This is a genomic window from Corynebacterium spheniscorum (assembly GCF_900113445.1).
GTDB lineage: Bacteria > Actinomycetota > Actinomycetes > Mycobacteriales > Mycobacteriaceae > Corynebacterium > Corynebacterium spheniscorum.
Genome location: NZ_FOPJ01000001.1, coordinates 133,149 through 152,912 on the forward strand (window position 1 = coordinate 133,149; position 19,764 = coordinate 152,912).

Below are 19,764 nucleotides of genomic sequence, written 5' to 3' on the forward strand. Positions count from 1 at the left end.
ATCCAAGGAGAAGGAAGACAGCACCCATCATGGACATCTCCCAGGTCCTTTTCATCGCCCTCGCTGTCTTCATCCTCCCCGGATTCCTCCTCAACCTCATCTCCGGGCTGCGGCTTCCCTGGGCACTACTCGGCAGCATCCCCGTCAGCTTCGGCATCTACGGGCTCGCCTCCTGGCTGATCGGACTGACCCCCGGACGCTTCGATATTCCCACCATCAGCGTGGTTTTCGCAGGTTTTCTGGGGCTAGGGATTATCTGGCGACTACTGGCCCGCAGATTTTTGCTTCCCCCCGAGATCGTGCGCCTCGGTGGCGAGCCCGCGCAGGAACTGCCCTGGTGGCGGCGGACGACGCTTCTAGGTTTAGCCGACGGGAGTTGGGTACTTCCCGGCCTCGGCGCGCTTTCCGCAATATTTTTGCTAGCCACCCGCGCCTTGAAATACCTCAAAGAATCCGACAACGGTGGGGTAGAAAGCATCTTCCAAGGCTGGGATGTGCACTGGCACGCCAGCGTGGTGCAATTCATTGAGCTCGAAGGTATCGCCTCACCCACGCGCATGGGTGAGCTCCAAAATATCGAAACCCAGGCTTTTAGCTACTACCCAACCGCCTGGCACGCCGGGGTGTGGGTATTTAAAGACCTCGCCCACATCAGCGTCATTGAGTCCATCAACCTCGCCGGGGTGCTGCTTCCCGCCATCGGGCTGCCGCTTTCGGTGGGGCTGCTGGCCTGGAAGCTGGTGGGTAACCGCGGGCTCACCGCGCAGCTAGCTGCCGCACTCGCACCGCTAGGGGTACTCGGTGTGCCCGCCCTGTACTGGGTGGGCTACTACGTCGGCTTTTGGCCCTACCTTACGGCCGTGGCGTTTTCCGGGGTGGTGCTAGCACTTTTCATGAGCGTGCCGGAACGCCCCGTCAGGATCTTCGCCGCCGCGCTTTCTCTCACCGGGATTGTGCAGCTGCACCCCGCGAGCGCCACGATTGTGGTGCTGGGGTTGGGGCTGTGGTGGCTCGGCGAGAAACTCTGGCGCCCCAGTGCGGGTGGGGCGGTTAAGGCGCGGGTGCGGGACGTCCTTTTCCTCGCGGTAGCTGGGATCGCCGGGGTGTTGCTGATCGCCCCGCAGATTCTGGTGGGCGCGCGCCAAACCGAAGAAGTCAATGCCTTTAGTGCCACCGAGGACCTTACCCGTTCAGAATCCTGGTGGCGCGCGATTGAGCTGCAAACCCGCCACACCGAAGAGTGGGGGCCCTTGGATGTCACCTGGCTATTGATCTTTGCCGCCATTGGGGCGCTGGTGTTGGCCGTGTGGCGGCGCAATATCTGGGGCCTGGCGCTCTGGGCATTAAGCCTAGCGATCACCGTGAATGCGCTGTTGCCCTTCGATAACGTTGCCGGGAAATTACTGGGCATTGTTGGTGGCCTGCACTACAACACCGCACACCGGCTGATCATGCCGGTAGCCATGCTCACCATCGCGGCCGCCGCCATTGGGATAGTCAGCCTCGTGCGGCTGATTACCGCCGCACCCCTAGGCAATAAAGTGCCCTTGTGGTGGTGGTTCTCTGCGGTGGTCTCCGTGGCCGCTACTGGGGTGATTGGCTATGGGGTAGTGGTGCATGCCGATAAGGAAATCTCGAAGGCGGATCGTTGGGCGATTTCCTCTGCCCGCGATGGACGCATGGTCGACGACTATGACCTCAAAGCCTTTGATTGGTTAGCTACCCAACCACGCGCCTATGAGGGGCATATCTTCGGCACCCCAGCTGATGGGCATGGCTGGATGTATGCCTATAACGGCTTGCCCTCGATCTCCCGGCACTACGCCTGGCCCATTAGCGGCTACCAATCCGATACCGAATACTTAGACCGCTATCCCAGCAAACTCGGTGCCGGCAATGATGGTGACCCGGATGCCCCTAACCGCGTGGACCAAGCCGCCCGCGACCTGAAGGTGAACTATATCTATGTTTCACCTGGTAACTTCTGGAATTTCCAGCCGACCTTGTTGCGCCAAACCGAAGGCCTATGGTTCACCCCGGGAGTCACCCCGATCTACCACGACCACCAGGTGAGCATCTTCGCCGTCAATGATGCTTTTAGCGATAAGGAACTAAAAGCCATGCGCGCACCAGGGAATTCCCCGGAGCCGCTGCCGCCTTTGCCGGTAGATGAAGATGGCAAGACCATCTTCCACCGCCCGGCGCGGTAGGCGGTGACGCTTGCGGGGCGTTGTGGGGGGCGTTGTGGCTGCGGTGGTTGCCCTTCCCTTCGGCGGTGTGGACTGGCTAGGATAGGAGACCGGTAATACCGGGGGCGGGAAAAATTTTTACATAGCTTTTCGGGGGGAACAATGGGCTCTGTCCTTTTGCCAACTAGCCGTGCGCAGGTATCCGGGCATCGCTTCTTAGTAAGGCGCCTGGAACACGGCCTGGTTTTAGGCGATATCCGCATGATCCACGACCCACTCAGCCGGCGGCGCCGTGCCCTGGTGTTTGGGCTAGTAGCGTGCGTGCTGATGGCCTTGGGGTCTGGGCTTTTTGCCTTTATGGCCCCTAAACCTAACCCCGGTGATGCGCCCTTGGTGCGCACCGAATCAGGGGCGCTGTATGTGCGGATAGCGGATATCTACCACCCGGTGAGCGATCTGAGTTCGGCACGGCTGATTCTTAATGAAGCCGCGGAACCAGCAAAAATTTCCGCGGAAATCTTCGGCCAAGCACAACGCGGCGGCCCAGTAGGGATTAGTGGTGCCCCCACCGTGATCGCGCCGCACCCTAGCCCGGATCGTCCCTGGGCGTTATGCCACACCAGCGGGAGTGGGGAAGCCGTACCAGAGCGCGTGGATATTTTAGAAGCCCCTTCCGGCGCCCAGGTGCATGCACTACCGGCGGAAGCAGCGGTCATTATTAGCGCCGAAGGCCAGCAATGGCTGGTCGACCATAAGGGCCGCAGCCGCTTGCCGGAAGCGCATACTCGCGCCGGGAAGGCGATTCGCGAGGTCTTAGGCATCGACTCGGCCACCGCGGTGCGGGACCTACCCGGTGAGCTGATCAATGTGCTGGACGAGTACCCGCCGATGATGCTGCCGGAACCACTACCGGAAGTAGTAGGAGAAAACCCAGCGAACCCACGCTGGATGCGCTTCCCCGGAGAGATAGAGCTGATCCCCATTAGCTATACCCAAGGGCAAATTCTTTTAAGCGCCGGGGCGGATTTCTTTGAAATGAGCCGTGCACACAGCGCTACTCAGCCGCGCGCTGAATATGACCTGCATCTGCCGAAGAAGGCAGTGCATATTGCGGACCCACACACGCTGTGTTTTAGCTCGCCTGAAGATGCGGCGTGGGAGCAACCCGATGGTGGGGCGAGCTTGCGGGTATTAGGAAGCGTGGAACCCCACACAGATGTGGTGTTGCCACCACCTGAGGCAGGGGAGATACCGCCTTTTGATGGTGGGATTGCGGTACCGCGTGGCGCGGATGGGCACAAACCCGCATATGAGCTCTTCTTCCACCGCGCCCTGCTAAATGAGGACAATTGGCATGAGCAGAAGAAACCTGCGGAGAAGAAAATGTGGGGCGCGGTGGGGGTGATCAGCGATATGGAGCATGGCAGCATTTGGGTGATTAGCGATGAGGGGATTCGCCACCACCTGGCCCCGAATATTCACCCGGATGTGTTGGGCTTGCCGACTCTGCGGCGAGCCAGGTGGGAGATTATCCGTCTGCTGCCCGAAGGTGCGGTGTTGGATCCCAATGTGGCCAGCCAAATCCGCGTGCCAGGACTTTCGGTTGGCCAGGTCGGGCCAGTCGGACAGGCCGGGCAGGTGGACCGAGCGGAGCACGTGGACCAGGGGAGCTCTGGTCCTGATGACCCTGTGGCCGATGGCCTTGCGGCCGGCGGCCATGGCCTCGATGCCCTTGGCTTCGATGGCACTTCCGAAGACCTGCTTTCGGGTGATGCATGGTGAAGAGTACTGCCGCAGAGCCTCCGCCTAGCTGCCCCCACGTCAGGAGTGTGTGAGCTCCTAGGTCATTAACGTTTTTCCCAGCTAAAAGAGGTGAATCTGGACGCTTCCTGTGGGGGTACTGAAGATCTGTGTAAAAGGCGCAGGCAGAGGAACTTCAGCCCGGAATAGTAGCGTTAATCAGGTATGGGCACGATGAGAGAAATGGTTAATCAGCGGGTCGAATCCCTTGGCAGATTCCACCAACGCTCTAAAGAAACACGCTATGGGTACTTGGTGCGCCCGCTGACGTTGATTCTGGGCTGGACGGTATTCATCGTCGGCCTAATCACCATTCCCCTTCCCGGACAAGGCTGGCTCACCACCTTCCTTGGCATTGGCATCTTGTCCTTGGAACAACAATGGGCCCGCAATTTCCTTGCCTGGGGTGTGCACCAATACGACCGTTTCTTTGACTGGTACCGCCGCCAAAGCGTCAAGACCCGAGTGATACTCATTGCGCTGCTCATCATCATTATCTGGGTGACCTTCATCGTCGCCGGCTATATCACCTGGCGGATCGGCTGGGCACCCTGGTTAGATCCCCTCGCTAAGTGGATTGGCCTTAGCCACTAAAAAGCATCCCCCGCACACAGCTTCAACAGCATGTATGCGGGGGTTATGCGTGTCAGCGCTTTTAGTTAACGCATCCCTGGGTAAGGAGGAGGCGTAGGTGGTTGCGCAGGCCGTGGTGCATTCGCTGGTGGCGTGTTCGGTGGTCTGTGTTGCGAGGTGGTCTTAGGCGTTCGCTGCGACGGTTGCTGAGGCGCGCCGGGCAGATAGGACCGCGGATCCGGAGTGCCCGGTGGCGGCTGGGCGGCTGGTGGCGGCTGGGCGGCCGCATGGGCCACAGATGCAGCGGGTGCTGCCGCAGGTGTTGCCGCTAGTGTTGTGGCCGATTTCTTCCGCGCATTACGCCGCATCCCCAGGCCCCACCACAAGGCAACACCAACACTAAGAATCACTATCGCCACCAACACCGCACGTTTAGGGGCATTGTGTTCTTCTTCCGCTGCAAGCTGCACCTGCTCACCCTTGCCACCAGAACCCGATTGATTGCTTGAGGGATCAGGGGCACCGTGGTTAGCCACCCAGGCCTCCACATTTTCTCCGCTACGCACATTCACATGAGTGACTACAGACAAAGGATCGGTATAACCGGTCAGCGGATCCGAGACGTTGTAGAGGCGTTGGCGCAGCTGAGCCGCGGTATCCTGCGGATATAATTCCTTCAGCAACGCAAACGAGCCGGCAATCACCGGAGCTGCATAGCTGGTCCCCATATAGGGGTCCGGATCAATCTGGTAGCGCTTCTTCTTGTTTTCTGGTGGCATGATGCCCCGGGCAAGACCGCTGCTTCCTGGTGGGAGAGCCACCGGTGCGGTACCCGGTGCAGACACGAGACGGTTGGGGCCACGCAAGGTCCATTCCGTAAGCGGAAGTACCGTGCCCCCTTCGACATCATTGAAGGTATGCCAATCATCGCGGATAGCGGATACTGACACCACTCCTTCAACGTGGGCGGGGTACACATGATCGCCTTGCTCGCATAGTGAGCTCTCATTGCCAGCTCCCACGACGACCACAACATTGTGTTGCTCGGCGTAGTCCACTGCTTCTTTCATAATCGCGTAGTGGCCCCGACGGTCAAAGGGATTACGGTCGCAGGCAGTAAGCGACATATTGATAATGTCCGCCCCATGATCGACCGCCACTTTGATGGCGTCAGCCATTGTGCCTAGATCCCCGGTTTTATCTATTGGCATGCCCGAAAAATCTCTTTCGGCTAAAGATGTGGTTTGCCGGATCGCCATGATCGTGGCATCGGGTGCCACCCCTGTAAAACCATCCTCACCTGGGGTAGCGGCAATGATGCCGGCAACTGCAGTGCCATGACCATCGCAGTCATGCAGGGCATCGCGTTGATCCAACAGATCAGCGACACCAACTACGTGCTGAAGACGTGGATGTGGGCTCACCCCGGTATCAATGACCGCTACCTTCACGCCTTTCCCGGTGGCGAATTTATGTGCCTTTCTCATGGAATCAGCCAAGACGGAGTCTCGGAATGCGGCGAGTGCTTTCTCATCCGCTTCCGCACCTGTTTGGCATTCTGGTGGTTGTGGCCCAGGTACTGGGCGATGTTCTGGTCCCGGAGCTTCCGGCATTGGTTCGGATTCCTGGGCGGCGACTGAGGGTGCGGCAATGCTGGAACATGCAAATGTAATTCCTAGAATCGCAGCCGACAGTCTTTTCTTCTTTTTCTTAGCGAAGCGGTATTCCCGCTGCGATCCCGCTTTTAGGATGTTGTTCACCCTAGCCCCCTGATGCTGCTAAAGAGCCCGGCCAAGTGCGCTGCAAGAGGTAAGCAGGCGGCCAAAGCCAAAGTTTCACTTCTTTCCAACCACACGATGGTGGTTGGCTGGATATTCTTTAAAAGCGGTGCCCATAAGACAAGGGTTAAGCACCCCATCACACACAGTGCACCGATCACGAACTGCAGAATATGGCCCATTTCGGGGTAGATTGCTGCCCACAAGCTACATCCCAGCGCCACAGCACCAAGAATGCCCAGTGACCAGGTGGCGATCGCACCACGGTGGCGAAGCGCATGGAAAAGTACCGCAATACAAGCGCATAACCCTAACGCTTGAGTAAAAGGACCACCGCTAATGCCGGCAATAATTATCAGCCCAATTGCGGTTGCTGCAGCATTACCGAGATGCAGGCCAGCTTGAAGATCCAAGGCACGCCGCGCTTTGGTGGTCACCTGCGGATCCGGAACATCTGAGACCGCCAGGTCTTGCCCGGCACTGGGCAAAGTGGGGACCTTCAGTCCAGCTAGTAGCGCAGCAAGTCGCGGGATCATGCTGACCATTACCAGCCCCAGGGCAACACTTAATCCCGCCCCAGCGAGAAGCCGACCGCTAAGCGCAACAGTGATTGCAGCCAGTAAAACATGCATGCTGGCCATAGCCAGGGCAGTGGTTTGACGAGGTCCGGCAACTCCCAGTGCGATAAGCGGAATAATCGCCGCTAAGGCGAATCCCGCTGCGCTGCTGATAGCCCACGCCCAGCTGAGCACATCTTTGGTGGATTCACCCAGCACATAGGTTGCGGCGCTAGCCGCACACAACAACATGAAGCAACTACCCAGCGAACGAAGGTCCCGCCGCCAGCTAATAATCACCAGCACCAAAAGTGCGGCGATCCCCAGGCCGAGTGGTGGAGACAGCTTGAGAGGCGGGGCGCAGGCAAGCAATAAAAAGCCTGCCACCCCAACGAGGCTGCCGAAAGCAACACCACCATTGATCCTTGGCCCATGCCCCGGCGCGTCCGGGTCACGATCGCTTAAAGCCTCTGCGGCATCGCGCACCACAACTCGGGGATGCTCACTATGCGGGGTAAGCACCAGCACATCACCTTGGGCTAGCCCGGTGGTTGCCAGGGGAGTCGCCAGGTCAATGGGAGTGCCAGTAGCGCTCATTGCCTGCCAAGCGCGGCTAATGCGTGGAGCTTCCATCAACGTGGTGAGCTCTTCTAGGATTTCCCCAACACTAGAGCCGGCGGGGACCGCTACATCAGCTTCACGACGATAAGCGCCGACATGAACGCGCAAGACTAGGCGCATAATGTGATCGACAGCTACGCCCATGTATGCAGGCCTCCTTTCTCCTTCCTCAAGGGGTGCAGAAAACAACCCGTGATAGTGCTGTTTCCCGACACGCACGCTGTTGCTTAAAGAAAACGAACAGGTGCGTGCTTCTTCTTAGACGGAAGCAGGACGCCCAGGGGTTCCCTGAACGAAAATTTGTTTCCGATAGGCAGCCTGATGGAAGAAAACCGCGTTCCGGGGGTACCCGCTGACAGTGGTTATGCAGTGGGTTTTCCCACACAACCTCCCCCGTGTCCCGCTCTATGTCCTAAACTTTGGGGCCACACCTCACCGCACTATGCAGGGGTGCATAGCGCTTGAACCTCAAAGAAGAGTGTCCATGCGACGCGGATTGTGGGGATAGGTGCGGTGAACTGCGCACAAACGTCGAGGGGATCTGAACATATTTTTAAGGGGGAAGAACTCAGCTCATGGTTGCTGTGATCGTGCCGGAACGCCCGGTTCATGTACTAGCCGAAGGGGATCGTGACCCCATTCCGCCACTACCGAATGGCGAACTGACCATCGAGGCCGTACCGCCAGCTAGCCGGCCATCACCAACACCTTTAATGCGCATCCTCATGCCGGTGATCATGGTGGCTGCAATGGGCGCGGTCATTGCCTTAATGGTGCTTAGCCGAGGTGCGCTGAACCCGATGATGTTGATATTCCCGCTGATGATGGTCATGGGTTTTTTAATGATGTTTGCGCCACCTCAAGGCGAGGATGTGGATGAAACCCGACGCACTTATCTACGCCACCTGCAGGCGTTGCGAGAAAAAGCTTTGGCTAATGCCCAAGCTCAACGCGCACACTATGTGCACTGCCACCCAAACCCAGAGAACCTATGGCAATTAGTGGCTTCGCGACGCCTCTGGGAAAGAGCAACGGGGGATAAAGATGTTCTCGATATTCGCATCGGTTTAGGAACCACACCTTTATGCACCCCAGTGGTGGTCGCCGAAAGTGGTGCCACTGAGGATCTCGACCCAGTGTGCGCAGTTAGTGTGCGCCACACTGTTCGCGCCATTGCGCAGGTACCGAATATGCCGGTCGTTGTTGCGTTACCAGCATTTTCGTATATCAGTTTCCAAGGCCCGGATGCTGCGGACGCCGTCCGCGCACTGATCACCAATATTGTTTTCCACCATGGCCCTGACACCGTGGGGATCAGTGCTTTAGTCGATACTCCGGCACAGGGGACAAGCCGTCGATCAGCTGATCACGCAGGGGATTGGGAATGGTTGAAATGGTTGCCGCACACTAAAAATCCCAGGGAAGCAGCCCACCACATTGTGTTGGTTGATGACCGCACATATAGCACCCCGGAACGCGATCAGCTGATAGCCCAGATCCTTGCAGAACCCAACACAACCTGCGTTATTAGCGTGGGCTCCCGGGAGGGCAGTGTCCTTGCTCAACGTGCCGAAGAAGAAGGGCTTGCTCTTTATTGTGACCGCACTTTAAGCGTGCATACCGCTAATGGCATGGAAGAACTCGGCATCGCTGACCGGTTGAGCATCGCCCAAGCAACTCTTATGGCTCGCCGGATGCACGGTTGTGTGCGCCCCCAACAGCGAAGCCTTGATACCACCGGCACGGCCACCCACACCGGTGACCTATTGGCGATGCTGGGGCTACGAGATCCTGAACAACTTATAGCTGAAACCATGTGGCCACCATTGAGCTTGCAGGATCGACTCAAAGTCCCGGTGGGTTTAAGCGATGCCGGACATATCCTGCAGCTTGACCTCAAAGAAGCTGCCCATGGTGGGATGGGCCCGCATGGCTTATGTATCGGTGCTACCGGAGCCGGTAAATCCGAATTCCTCCGAACCCTTGTGGTCTCGCTAGTAGCCACCCATAGCCCGGATGATGTGAACTTAGTGTTGGTGGACTTCAAAGGCGGCGCCACCTTCCTAGGGTTAGAACGCCTCCCGCATACCTCCGCTGTGATCACGAACCTCTCCGAGGAATCTGTGCTGGTAGAACGCATGCATGATGCGATTAGTGGAGAAATGAACCGTCGCCAAGAACTACTAAGAACCAGCGGAAACTTCGCCAACGTAGGCGAGTACACAGCAGCTAGGGCACACCGCCCAGAATTGGAACCACTTCCGGCGCTGATCATTATTGTTGATGAGTTCTCAGAACTTTTAGGCCAGCACCCAGATTTCGCCGATCTTTTTGTTGCCGTAGGCAGACTCGGGCGATCCCTTCATGTTCACCTTCTGTTGGCTAGCCAAAGACTAGAAGAAGGTCGCCTCCGGGGTTTAGATTCCCACTTGTCTTATCGCATCGGTCTGAAAACCTTCTCCGCAGCGGAATCCCGCCAAGTTCTTGGCGTACCGGATGCCTATCATCTTCCAGCACAACCAGGGGTTGGGTTTTTAAGAGCAGATACCACCGAAGCCGGCGAACTCACCGCTTTCCGGGCCGCCTATGTTTCCGGACCATTAGAACGCCGCCGCGGTGTTTTTGAGGACAACGAACACACCAAAGAACAATCCATCATCTTCTACACCAGTTGGACAGACTTGGAAGATGACACCACCGAAGTAGAAGAGACCATCGAAATCGATGACTCAACCACCTTGCTGGACTCTGTGGTGGATGCGGCATGCAACGCCGGGGAACTCCAAGGAAAACAAGCGCACCGAGTATGGCTTCCACCATTGCCTGCCAGTGTGGAACTTGCTGGGGTCGCAGATGATCTGGGGGCTTTGCGGGCCGCTATTGGGATCATTGATCGCCCCTACCAACAGCGCCAAGACCCATTGGTGATTGACTTCAGCCAAGGCAGTGGTCACCTTGCACTTAGTGGTGGGCCGCGAAGCGGAAAATCTTTTGCTTTGCGCACCATTATTTGTTCCTTATCGGCAACCCATCCCACCAACCAGATCCGTTTCTATGTCCTTGATCTAGGTGGCGGTGAACTGGCCACCACCAGTCGACTCCCACATGTGGCTGGGGTGGCTAACCGTAGTGATCCCGAAAGAATCCGCCGCATTATCGATGAGGTTGCGGGCATCATCCATGACGGCCTAGAAGCTAAAGAACAGGGCACTAACCCCACCGGCTATAACGGACATACCTTCTTAATTATTGATGGTTGGCACACCATCATCTCCGAATACGAAGAACTCCTGGGCGCTATATCTCAGATCGCCGCGGACGGGCCTGGGGTGCGTGTGCATCTGCTAATTGCCACCACCCGTTGGACTATCCTTCGCCCAGCTATCCGGGATCTGATTGATCAAAGATTGGAACTGCGGCTTAATGAACCGTTGGATTCCCTCATTGACCGCAAAGCACAACAACGCATCCCGGTGGATGCGCCGGGTAGGGGCATCACGAGTGATTCCGAAGATGTGCTGATTGCGTTATCTTCCAACCAGGATATTGCGCATATCTCCACCGCGGCCCAGAGCCAAGGTCAAGTACCAGTACCGTCATTAAAGATGCTGCCGCAGCACATCACGTTGGCGGAGGCCAGTGCGGAGAATATTTCCGGCAATGTCTATGCCATTGGTGGACCACGTCTTGAAGCATTGAGCTGGACCCCACAAACCCTGAACCACATGATCTGTGTTGGTTCCAAAGGCTCTGGACGTAGCACTTGGTTAGCCACCATGATCGAGGGGATCCGGCAGATTGGTCGTGCAGATGCGCGCATTGTGCTGATCGATCCGCGCCGCAGCCACCTGGGGGACACCCCGGATGAAGTGATGGCTTCTTATGCGGCTACTACCACCGCCATTAGTGATGCGATTAGGGATACCGTCACCACCTTGCGAACTAGGTTGCCGCATGCGGATGTCACCCCAGCGGAGCTGAAGGCACGCTCGTGGTGGAGTGGGCCGGAGATTTACCTGCTTATTGATGATGCTGATGTGCTTCCAGATGGCACATTATTGCCGCTGGTTGAGCTCTTACCGCATGCCACCGATATTGGGTTGCATGTGTTTATTGCCCGCAAATCCGGTGGTATTGGCAGGGCCTTCTTCCACGCTTTCTATAGCGCGCTCAGAGATCAACAAGCAGCACTTTTATTGCTTGATTGCGATAAGGAAGAAGGTCCCATTATGGGACTTCGGCCGAGCCCACAACCACCTGGTCGAGGACAGCTTTATGTTGGTGGCACTGCGGTGGGCTTGTGCCAGATATGTGTGCCAGAGGGGGAAGAATAAATGGGGGTTCCATCGAAAACCACAACTACTCCGGCTATCTGCCCAACGATTGTGGTGCGAGTGGATGATAACGCCAGCATTGTGGAAGGCACCGATACGGTGTACCGCTATGACCTTCCAGCTAGTGGCGTGATGGAGGGGTGGGCTTTAGGTTCCTTGATTGACCAGGTGCGTCATCTTGCTGGCCCGCAGTGGCCGGAGGTGGAGGTGGTTATTGATGCTGATGAGCAGATCACCGAGTTGATTAGTCGCACGCTGATTAATAAGGGGGTGCCTGCTTATCCTGCGGGTGAGGTGGAAGAGGAATACGAAGAACCACCTGAGGAAAACACTATTCCCGCTGGGCGGCACCGCGTGCGGCAAAGCGAGGAACTGAAAATCCCGCGCCCTACTGAGGGCCGTAGTGTGCGCGATCTCGGGTTGCATCCCTTCCATGGGATTGTGCTGTTTGTTCTCATCAGTGTGGTGGGGGTGAGTTGGTGGACTTTGAAGCCTGAGGAGAAGTCGGAGCCTGTGTTGCCTGCGGTAAGTAGCAGCGCGGTGAGTACGAGTGCGAGTAGTAGTGCCCCGAGTGCGCCGCCAACAACCACCGCGGAGATGAAAGTGGTGTTGGAGCATGAACAGTTGCGGGTGAATCTGCCGCGGGGATATGAGTTAGTGAGCGAGGAGGGCAGGGTGTTTGCACAGGGGTTGGATGAAAACCTGCGGGTGCATGTGAAAGCCGAGCCCTTATTTGGGGCCACGGCGGAGATGATTTTGGCGGAGATTAGGGAGATTATTGCCGCGGACCCGCAGCTAGATGGGGTGAAGGAGAGTGCGCGGGTAGTGGGGACTGAGGAGGTGCCGGCGTTGCGTTATCGGGAGGATCCTGGTGATGGTTCGCAGGTGGCGTGGACTGTGTGGGTAAGTGGGGAGCATCAGATGTCGGTGGGGTGTCATACGCGGCAGGCGCCGACGGTGGTTCAGCAGGCTGTGTGTCGGATGGCTGTGGAGAGTTTGGAGTTGAAGAATTAGGGGGTGTGAGCTGCGGGGAACCAGTTGGGGTGGTGGTGACGTCCAATAACTATGAAGGCCTCAGTTGAGGGGTTTTCAGGACATTTATTCATACTTCGGGGAAATCGGCAGCAAGGAGCATCCCTGTGATGCGGTGGCTGTGGTTTCTTCGGGGGATACTCAGAACAAAAAGGGGGGCGACTTTGTCCGCACTATTTAGGACCGAAGCCGAAGTTATGGTGGCCACTGCTGGCCGCGTCGATGACACCAATAATGAGGTGCAGGGGGAGCTGCAGCGACTTCATGGTGTCGTTGATGGTGTCCGTGCCTCGTGGGTGGGTTCTGCGCAGGTGAGTTTCGATGGGCTGATGCAGCGCTGGAATACCTCTGCTCAGCAATTGCGAGAAGCACTGCAGGCCATTTCCGATAACTTGCGCTCGAATGCGCATCACTTCGAAAACGTGGAAGCCGATAACGCCCAAGCATTCGCCCAGGTTGGCGGAGATGGGTTGGCGCTGTAGTACCGGCGTAGTGCTGTTGCGCTTGTGTAGCGCACTGGCGAGACCTGCGGCAGTTCGCAGGTAGATCGAAAAATACCCCGATCTTCCCTCGGCGAGTGCGGGGGAGAAGGATAAGGAGAAACACCAAGGCCATGAATAGCCAAATCAAGTATGACTTCGGCGCCATCCAGACCGCGGCGGCCGATATTAATTCCACGGCCGCTCGGATCAACCAGCTGCTGGATGACATTAAAGCCCAGATCCGCCCAATGGTGGAGGCTTGGGAAGGCGAATCCGCCGCTGCATACCAAGTCGCCCAACAACAGTGGGATCAGTCTGCTGCCGAACTCAATATGGTGCTGCAGACCATTTCCCGCACCGTCAGTGCCGGTAATGATCGCATGAGCGATATCAACCGTCAGGCTGCTGCCAGCTGGGGATAAACCACCACTAGCGCAAGGACGTGGAATGACGTTCCCCGCGCTCTACGTGGGTGAGGGGAGAGGGCCAGCTGGCGAGCACAGGATTGTTAGTACCTCAGATCATCTGGTGTTTGTTTGAAGGTGCCGTGGACTGTTTAAGAACCCTGATCTACGCACATTAACGACTGGGCAAACGCATAACTTAAACAGAACACGCACCTCGCGGACATCAGAGGAGCTGAGGTAGGTGCTTTCCGGCTGACAGCTCTCGCGGTAGGTCTCGATTGCTTGAGCAGTTATCGAAGCGGCCCCCTCCCCACCGCGGTGTGCGGTGTGCGCAAGGTGAGAAAAGGAAAGGAATGATGCCGCTGGATTACTAAGGGCTGAGGATTAAGTTCACTCAGCCAGTGATGAGATACGCGCGGGGGAATGCGCCACAGTGAGTACTAAGAAGTACTTACTTTCCTTGGAACTTCGCATAACAATGCTGAGGTTTTCAGGCTTGGCCACACTACATCCCACTATCCCTTCGAGAGCATCCCCCGCGTATCCCATCGGCAGTCTTTCGGCGTCCAGGTAGCGCACCTACGCGTTAAGTACCGAGCGTGGGGCGCGGATCGAGTGGCAGCATTGTGCCAACAACAGTGTTGTGCCGCGGGCGTAACCTCAAGCAGACATAAAGATCATGAACCGCGAACCATCAGCTACTCGCTGACATCATCCGCAGGCACCCTAGGTGTGCGTAGCCCAGCACACTACGCACGCCACATCCCGAGGGCGGAAGATCAAAGCGAATGTCCACATGTAGCTATGCGGTGAAGAAAATGATCAACTAGGCGCTGAGGTTATGCCCGCCGCAGAATACTGGTGTTGTATCTTGGCCCCGCTAACGCGTAATGTAGATCGCCGTGTGTGGAGTCTCCTGCCTGAATAGGTGCGGGGACAGCAGAAACGACCGGGTCTCCACCGGCCGCCGGGACGTTTTTCCACCGCCAATTTCTTAGGCTGGCAGTCACTAGACAGACTTATGAGGAGTCACTTTGTCTACTTACCACCCGAAGAGCGGTGACATCACGCGCAAGTGGTACGTCATCGACGCCACTGACGTGGTGCTCGGTCGCCTCGCCACCCACGCTGCTGATCTTCTCCGCGGCAAGGGCAAGCCCCTTTATGCACCGAACGTCGACTGTGGTGACCACGTGATCATCATTAACGCCGACAAGGTTGCCGTTTCCTCCAACAAGCGCGATCGTGAAATGCGCTACCGCCACTCCGGTTACCCGGGTGGTTTGAAGTCCATGACCCTCGGTCGCGCTCTCGAGACCCGCCCCGAGCGCGTCATCGAAGAGTCCATCCGTGGCATGATGCCGCACAACAAGCTCTCCAACGCTTCTGTGAAGAAGCTCCACGTCTTCGCCGGCTCCGAGCATCCCTTCGCCGGCCAGAAGCCCGAGACCTACGAGATCAAGCAGGTGGCACAGTGACCGAACAGAACAACATCGAAAGCAACGTTGCGGACTCCGCTGACATCGCGGCCGCTACCGCAGCCACCGAAGAATTCACCAACACCATTGGTGACGCCGTAGCCCCGGCTGCTTCCGAAAGCACCGAAGCTGAAGCTGCTCCGGTTACCGAAGGCGTCGAAGGCCCCATCCAGACCGTTGGTCGCCGTAAGCGCGCCATCGTTCGCATCCGCATGGTGCCCGGCACCGGCGAATTCAAGTGCAACGGCCGTAGCCTCGAAGAGTACTTCCCCAACAAGCTGCACCAGCAGCTGGTGAAGGCTCCGCTGGCTCTGCTGGACCGTGAAGGCCAGTTCGACTTCCAGGCCAACCTGCACGGTGGCGGCCCCACCGGTCAGGCCGGTGCCTTCCGTCTCGCCATCGCGCGTGCACTGAATCTCTACAACCCCGCGGATCGTGCTGCCCTGAAGAAGGCCGGCTTCCTGACCCGTGACGCTCGTGCCGTGGAACGCAAGAAGGCTGGTCTGCACAAGGCCCGTCGTGCTCCGCAGTACTCCAAGCGCTAAGCCTTACCGCTTCGCTTTATTGCCAAACACCGCCCTACCTGGCGCGCACTTTTCCAACCACGTGGTTGGGCGTGCCAGGGGACGGTGTTTTGCTATTTTCAGCTGGCTTTTTGGAACCAAATGCGTTGACTCCTGCCCGGGCCAGGCATAATGGTTGCCCATGACCAGACTTTTCGGAACTGACGGGGTTCGAGGCCTCGCGAATGAGAATCTCACCGCTGGATTGGCGTTGCGTCTCGGCGCAGCAGCAGCCCAGGTACTCACCGCAGAAAACCGCACCTCTAAACGACGCCCCATAGCCATTGTGGGCCGTGATCCCCGAGTGTCTGGCGAAATGCTAGCCGCAGCCCTCTCCGCCGGCATGGCCAGCCGCGGAGTTGATGTGCTGCGTGTAGGCGTGATCCCCACCCCGGCGGTCGCCTACCTCACCGATGACTATGGCGCCGACATGGGTGTGATGATCTCCGCCTCGCATAACCCCATGCCAGATAATGGCATCAAGTTCTTCTCCGCTGGCGGCCATAAGCTCCCAGACGTCGTAGAAGATGAAATCGAAGCGGTCATGGGACGCCTCAAAGAAGAAGGCCCCACCGGCCATGGCATTGGCCGAGTCATTGAAGAAGCCCCGGACGCACAGGACCGCTACCTTAACCATTTGCGCGAATCCATCCCCACCCGACTTAATGGCATCAAGGTGGTTGTCGACGCCGCGAACGGTGCAGCCTCGGAGGTCACCCCCTTGGCTTATTCCGCGGCCGGCGCAGAAGTTATCGCCATCCACAACAACCCCAATGCCTACAACATCAATGACAAATGTGGGTCCACACATATTGATCAGATCCAAAAAGCTGTGGTGGAACATGGCGCCGATCTAGGGCTTGCCCACGACGGTGATGCGGACCGTTGCCTGGCTGTTGATGCCAAGGGCAGTATCGTCGATGGAGACCAAATCATGGCGATCTTGGCGGTTGCCATGAAAGACAACGGGGAATTAAGAAAGAACACCCTCGTCGCCACCGTGATGAGCAACCTTGGGTTGAAACTCGCCATGGCTGAAGCTGGGATCGACCTACGCACCACCAGCGTGGGGGATCGCTACGTTCTCGAAGAGCTTAACGCCGGCGGGTTTAGCCTGGGTGGTGAACAATCCGGGCATATTGTGTTGCCGGACTATGGCACCACCGGTGATGGCACGCTTACCGGCCTGGCGATTATGGCGCGTATGGCTGAAACTGAAAAGTCCTTGGCTGAACTGGCCAAGGTAATGAAGGTACTGCCTCAGGTACTGATTAACGTGCCGGTCTCTGACAAAGCCTGCATTATGGATAATCCCGATGTGCGCGCAGCCATCGCTGAAGCTGAAGAAACACTCGGTAAGACCGGACGCGTGCTACTTCGCCCCTCCGGAACCGAGGAACTCTTCCGCGTCATGGTTGAAGCTGGCGAAGAAGAAACCGCCCGCCGAGTTGCCGGCAAGCTCGCAGCTGTAGTTGCTGCTGTTTAAGGAATACACCAACTCCTTCTAGCCTTCGGACACCTTAAACCCCCTGGACATCCGGATCACCTTCTGGTGGCTATGTGCAGGGGGTGCTTTGGTTTGCCCGTAAGGAAAGGACCTGGGGTGGGGTATAGGGCAGCGAAAACTCAGAGGTTGGGAACCGGCACTGCTGCCGAGGGCGTCTAAGAAGAGACAGCGAGGATTCTCTGGGCATAACCCCTTAGAGAACCTCGGAAACTACACAATCTGTTCTTTTCTACGGGAGGCCTACACACCATGGCGGATTTAGAACTCAATATCAGCGAAGCTTTAGCCATGTTGGGCAAACTCACAGATGAGGCCAGCCAACAAAGCACCATCCACGCATCACGCAGCCCAGCTTTAGCACCAAGTAGCGCCGGACGTGACTTCGTTGACCGCGGCGCAGCTTTTGCTGAAGTGTTGCAGCAGATTCACGACAAAGGTGCACGACGATTAGCGCTCATTCAAGAAACCGGTAACCAAGCAACCGCTCAGATCAGCACCTATCAGGAAGGCGAGCGGGGCCACCGCGCTCGCATTGAGGCGGTTCCGCTATGAGCCTAAAAACCGATAACTCGTCTCTAGTGAGCTCTTATAATGCCGCGATTAGTGACCTTCGGAGTGCTTCCCGGGGAGGATACGCAGGACCTGCAATTAGTTCCTCGGATTTAGCTAAAGCGCTTGGAGCTATTGATGGTTTAAACACCGCAGAGCTGCAGCAGCACACCCGCAATGCGGTAGGAGAGAGCGACCCCACCACCATGCGTTCTGGCATTGCCCTAATGCTGAAAAAGACACTGCATGGTGTGCTCAACGGGATTTTGGGGAATTTCATCACGGACCGCGTCAACAGCTGGAGTTGGTGGAAAGACCGCGGCCAAGAAATGCAAGAGTGCGTAGACGAAGGCACCAGGGTCATTGATGAAGTCTGCGACTCCTCACAACACAGCGTGCGCACGCTCATGGTGTTTTTGGCTCAAGCAATCCGCTCACTATGCAACACCCTTAACTCCTTGGAGTTACCGGAACACATCGACCTATTTAGAGAGCTAGTCAGTTGTGGCTCCAAGCTCATTGATGACACCGGAAAATTGGCGTTGGAACAGTGCAAAGACCGCGACGAGGCCATTAACCAATGCTTCGACCACATGATTGGAGAAGCCAGAAGAATCACTGAAGACCCCGACTGCGAGGAACCGCCGGAAATTAAAGAGTGCGTGGTGGAAGATCCCTGTGCGCCAGAACCGGATCCTTGCCCACCAACGGTTCCACCGACTACCGGTAATGCGCCGGCCCCAAGTCCCGGCGGGGCTGCACCTGCTCCGGCACCAGGCCCTGCGCCCGCACCAAGCCCAGCACCAGCACCAGCACCACCAAGTGCTGATTCCACACCGGAACCCACACCTGAGCCCAAACCGGAACCTGAACCAAAGTTGCCGCCATCGGCACCGATCGGTGGGGTCACCCCGCCAAGTATCCCTAAACCAGAGCTCCCGGATCTTGAGGACCTTTGTCCACCAGAGCGAGATAAGGAAACCCCTGACAAACCCGAGGAACCAACCAAACCTGAAGAACCAGACAAGGAACCAGAAACGGATTGCGAGGAAGAAAAGAAACCTCCAGCCCCAACACCAGAACCTGCTGAGGTGGAACAAGAAGACTGCGAACCCAAACCGGATCCAGAACCCGAACCTGAGCCTGCGAAGGAACCCGAAGAGGACTGCGAAGAGCCCGAACCTGAGCCCGAGCCTGAGCCCGAGCCTGTCCCGGAACCTGAGTGTGAAGAAGATGAGGAAGAAGACTGCCCACCAGCTCCTGCCGGTAGCAGCATCTTCGGCGGTATCGTGGGAGTAATCGGAATCGGCATTCTGGCTTTCGGTATTGGCAAGATCATTGAAGATATTTCCGATCACCTGCAGCCGCCACCTCTACCGGAACCAGAACCCGCACCTGCTCCACCACCCCCAGCACCACCGCCGCCAACACCGAATCTGGATGAGCTAGCGAAGGTCCCGGAACCACCGCCACCACCCAAGAAATTTATCCACGCCGCCCCACCGCCACCACCACCGCCGGTGGACCCAGCTGCTGGGGCACCAACTAAAGGCATTCCACCTAAAGCAGGAGCCTGGTGATCACCATGGATTTCGATACCTTCATTGAAAACTTCCACAAACGACTGGCACAACGGCTCACCGAATTCGATAAGGCACTGACTGAAGCCCAAAAAACAGTTGATGCCGCCCGCGAAAAACAAGCCAAGAATCAAAGCCGAACCCAGGCGCACAGCCCAGAGCGCACCCCAACGCACTCACCACTAGGCGCGCCTCAAGGCGTACCGCAGAGTGCACCTCAAGGCGCGCCGTTGGATACCCCAGGAATGACAACACCCCCTGCTGCGCGCCCACGACGCGGGGCGGTGCAGGGGGTGCTGCGGAAGAACTAGAAG

At 57.4% G+C, this 19,764-nt stretch carries 15 protein-coding genes; 13 read left to right on the top strand and 2 right to left on the bottom strand.

Going from position 1 to position 19,764, the window contains the following annotated elements; genetic code table 11:
• The first annotated feature begins 29 nt into the window (after positions 1-29).
• The 3 genes from BMZ01_RS00635 (at position 30) to BMZ01_RS00645 (ending at position 4,583) form a co-directional block, all read left to right on the top strand.
• Positions 30-2,210 (top strand): DUF6541 family protein, encoded by a 2,181-nt coding sequence (locus BMZ01_RS00635; RefSeq protein ID WP_092283372.1) that lies wholly within the window; start codon positions 30-32, stop codon positions 2,208-2,210.
• A 141-nt stretch (positions 2,211-2,351) separates the two neighbouring features.
• Positions 2,352-3,971, top strand: a complete 1,620-nt coding sequence (eccB, locus tag BMZ01_RS00640) for a type VII secretion protein EccB (protein ID WP_092283374.1) — start codon at positions 2,352-2,354, stop codon at positions 3,969-3,971.
• Positions 3,972-4,154: 183 nt separating this feature from the next.
• Positions 4,155-4,583, top strand: coding sequence for a TIGR02611 family protein (locus tag BMZ01_RS00645; RefSeq protein WP_092283376.1), 429 nt, complete (start codon positions 4,155-4,157; stop codon positions 4,581-4,583).
• Positions 4,584-4,648: 65 nt separating this feature from the next.
• Here BMZ01_RS00645 and BMZ01_RS00650 read toward each other — a convergent pair whose 3' ends face one another.
• Both BMZ01_RS00650 and eccD read right to left on the bottom strand, forming a co-directional pair.
• Positions 4,649-6,175 carry a S8 family serine peptidase gene (locus BMZ01_RS00650; RefSeq protein WP_092283378.1) on the bottom strand — a complete coding sequence of 509 codons (1,527 nt, stop codon included), beginning with the start codon at positions 6,173-6,175 and terminating at the stop codon, positions 4,649-4,651.
• Positions 6,176-6,318: 143 nt separating this feature from the next.
• A complete protein-coding gene (eccD, locus tag BMZ01_RS00655; protein ID WP_092283380.1) occupies positions 6,319-7,662 on the bottom strand; it encodes a type VII secretion integral membrane protein EccD in 1,344 nt (447 codons plus the stop codon).
• Positions 7,663-8,093: 431 nt separating this feature from the next.
• Here eccD and eccCa point away from each other — a divergent pair, with 431 nt between their 5' ends.
• From eccCa to BMZ01_RS11065, 10 genes are all read left to right on the top strand, one after another.
• Positions 8,094-11,852, top strand: coding sequence for a type VII secretion protein EccCa (gene eccCa, locus BMZ01_RS00660; RefSeq protein ID WP_092283382.1), 3,759 nt, complete (start codon positions 8,094-8,096; stop codon positions 11,850-11,852).
• The gene (locus tag BMZ01_RS00665; RefSeq protein ID WP_092283384.1) at positions 11,853-12,866 is read left to right on the top strand and encodes a type VII secretion-associated protein; all 1,014 of its coding nucleotides are present in this window, start codon (positions 11,853-11,855) and stop codon (positions 12,864-12,866) included. It abuts the gene before it with no gap.
• A gap of 182 nt (positions 12,867-13,048) precedes the next feature.
• Positions 13,049-13,366: a WXG100 family type VII secretion target gene (locus BMZ01_RS00670; RefSeq protein ID WP_092283386.1), complete on the top strand. Its 318-nt coding sequence runs from the start codon at positions 13,049-13,051 to the stop codon at positions 13,364-13,366.
• A 131-nt stretch (positions 13,367-13,497) separates the two neighbouring features.
• Complete coding sequence (locus BMZ01_RS00675) at positions 13,498-13,788, top strand: WXG100 family type VII secretion target (RefSeq protein WP_092283388.1); 291 nt, start codon at positions 13,498-13,500, stop codon at positions 13,786-13,788.
• A gap of 1,019 nt (positions 13,789-14,807) precedes the next feature.
• Positions 14,808-15,251: a 50S ribosomal protein L13 gene (gene rplM / locus BMZ01_RS00680; protein ID WP_092283390.1), complete on the top strand. Its 444-nt coding sequence runs from the start codon at positions 14,808-14,810 to the stop codon at positions 15,249-15,251.
• Positions 15,248-15,796, top strand: a complete 549-nt coding sequence (rpsI, locus tag BMZ01_RS00685) for a 30S ribosomal protein S9 (protein ID WP_092283392.1) — start codon at positions 15,248-15,250, stop codon at positions 15,794-15,796. Before rplM ends, rpsI begins: the two co-directional genes overlap by 4 nt.
• 160 nt (positions 15,797-15,956) lie before the next feature.
• Positions 15,957-17,300, top strand: coding sequence for a phosphoglucosamine mutase (gene glmM, locus BMZ01_RS00690; protein WP_092283394.1), 1,344 nt, complete (start codon positions 15,957-15,959; stop codon positions 17,298-17,300).
• Between the two features lie 270 nt (positions 17,301-17,570).
• Positions 17,571-17,873 carry a hypothetical protein gene (locus tag BMZ01_RS00695; protein WP_092283396.1) on the top strand — a complete coding sequence of 101 codons (303 nt, stop codon included), beginning with the start codon at positions 17,571-17,573 and terminating at the stop codon, positions 17,871-17,873.
• Positions 17,874-17,899: 26 nt separating this feature from the next.
• Positions 17,900-19,450 (top strand): hypothetical protein, encoded by a 1,551-nt coding sequence (locus BMZ01_RS11060; protein ID WP_177180001.1) that lies wholly within the window; start codon positions 17,900-17,902, stop codon positions 19,448-19,450.
• 5 nt (positions 19,451-19,455) lie between these two features.
• Positions 19,456-19,761, top strand: a complete 306-nt coding sequence (locus BMZ01_RS11065) for a hypothetical protein (RefSeq protein ID WP_150363835.1) — start codon at positions 19,456-19,458, stop codon at positions 19,759-19,761.
• The last annotated feature ends 3 nt before the right edge of the window (positions 19,762-19,764 follow it).

What these genes read in the sequence shown, in the direction of transcription:
- BMZ01_RS00635 (WP_092283372.1), top strand. Translation starts at nt 30, where the DNA reads ATGGACATCTCCCAGGTCCTTTTCATCGCCCTCGCTGTCTTCATCCTC.
- eccB (WP_092283374.1), top strand. Translation starts at nt 2,352, where the DNA reads ATGGGCTCTGTCCTTTTGCCAACTAGCCGTGCGCAGGTATCCGGGCAT.
- BMZ01_RS00645 (WP_092283376.1), top strand. Translation starts at nt 4,155, where the DNA reads ATGGGCACGATGAGAGAAATGGTTAATCAGCGGGTCGAATCCCTTGGC.
- BMZ01_RS00650 (WP_092283378.1), bottom strand. Translation starts at nt 6,175, where the DNA reads ATGCCGGAAGCTCCGGGACCAGAACATCGCCCAGTACCTGGGCCACAA.
- eccD (WP_092283380.1), bottom strand. Translation starts at nt 7,662, where the DNA reads ATGGGCGTAGCTGTCGATCACATTATGCGCCTAGTCTTGCGCGTTCAT.
- eccCa (WP_092283382.1), top strand. Translation starts at nt 8,094, where the DNA reads ATGGTTGCTGTGATCGTGCCGGAACGCCCGGTTCATGTACTAGCCGAA.
- BMZ01_RS00665 (WP_092283384.1), top strand. Translation starts at nt 11,853, where the DNA reads ATGGGGGTTCCATCGAAAACCACAACTACTCCGGCTATCTGCCCAACG.
- BMZ01_RS00675 (WP_092283388.1), top strand. Translation starts at nt 13,498, where the DNA reads ATGAATAGCCAAATCAAGTATGACTTCGGCGCCATCCAGACCGCGGCG.
- glmM (WP_092283394.1), top strand. Translation starts at nt 15,957, where the DNA reads ATGACCAGACTTTTCGGAACTGACGGGGTTCGAGGCCTCGCGAATGAG.
- BMZ01_RS00695 (WP_092283396.1), top strand. Translation starts at nt 17,571, where the DNA reads ATGGCGGATTTAGAACTCAATATCAGCGAAGCTTTAGCCATGTTGGGC.
- BMZ01_RS11065 (WP_150363835.1), top strand. Translation starts at nt 19,456, where the DNA reads ATGGATTTCGATACCTTCATTGAAAACTTCCACAAACGACTGGCACAA.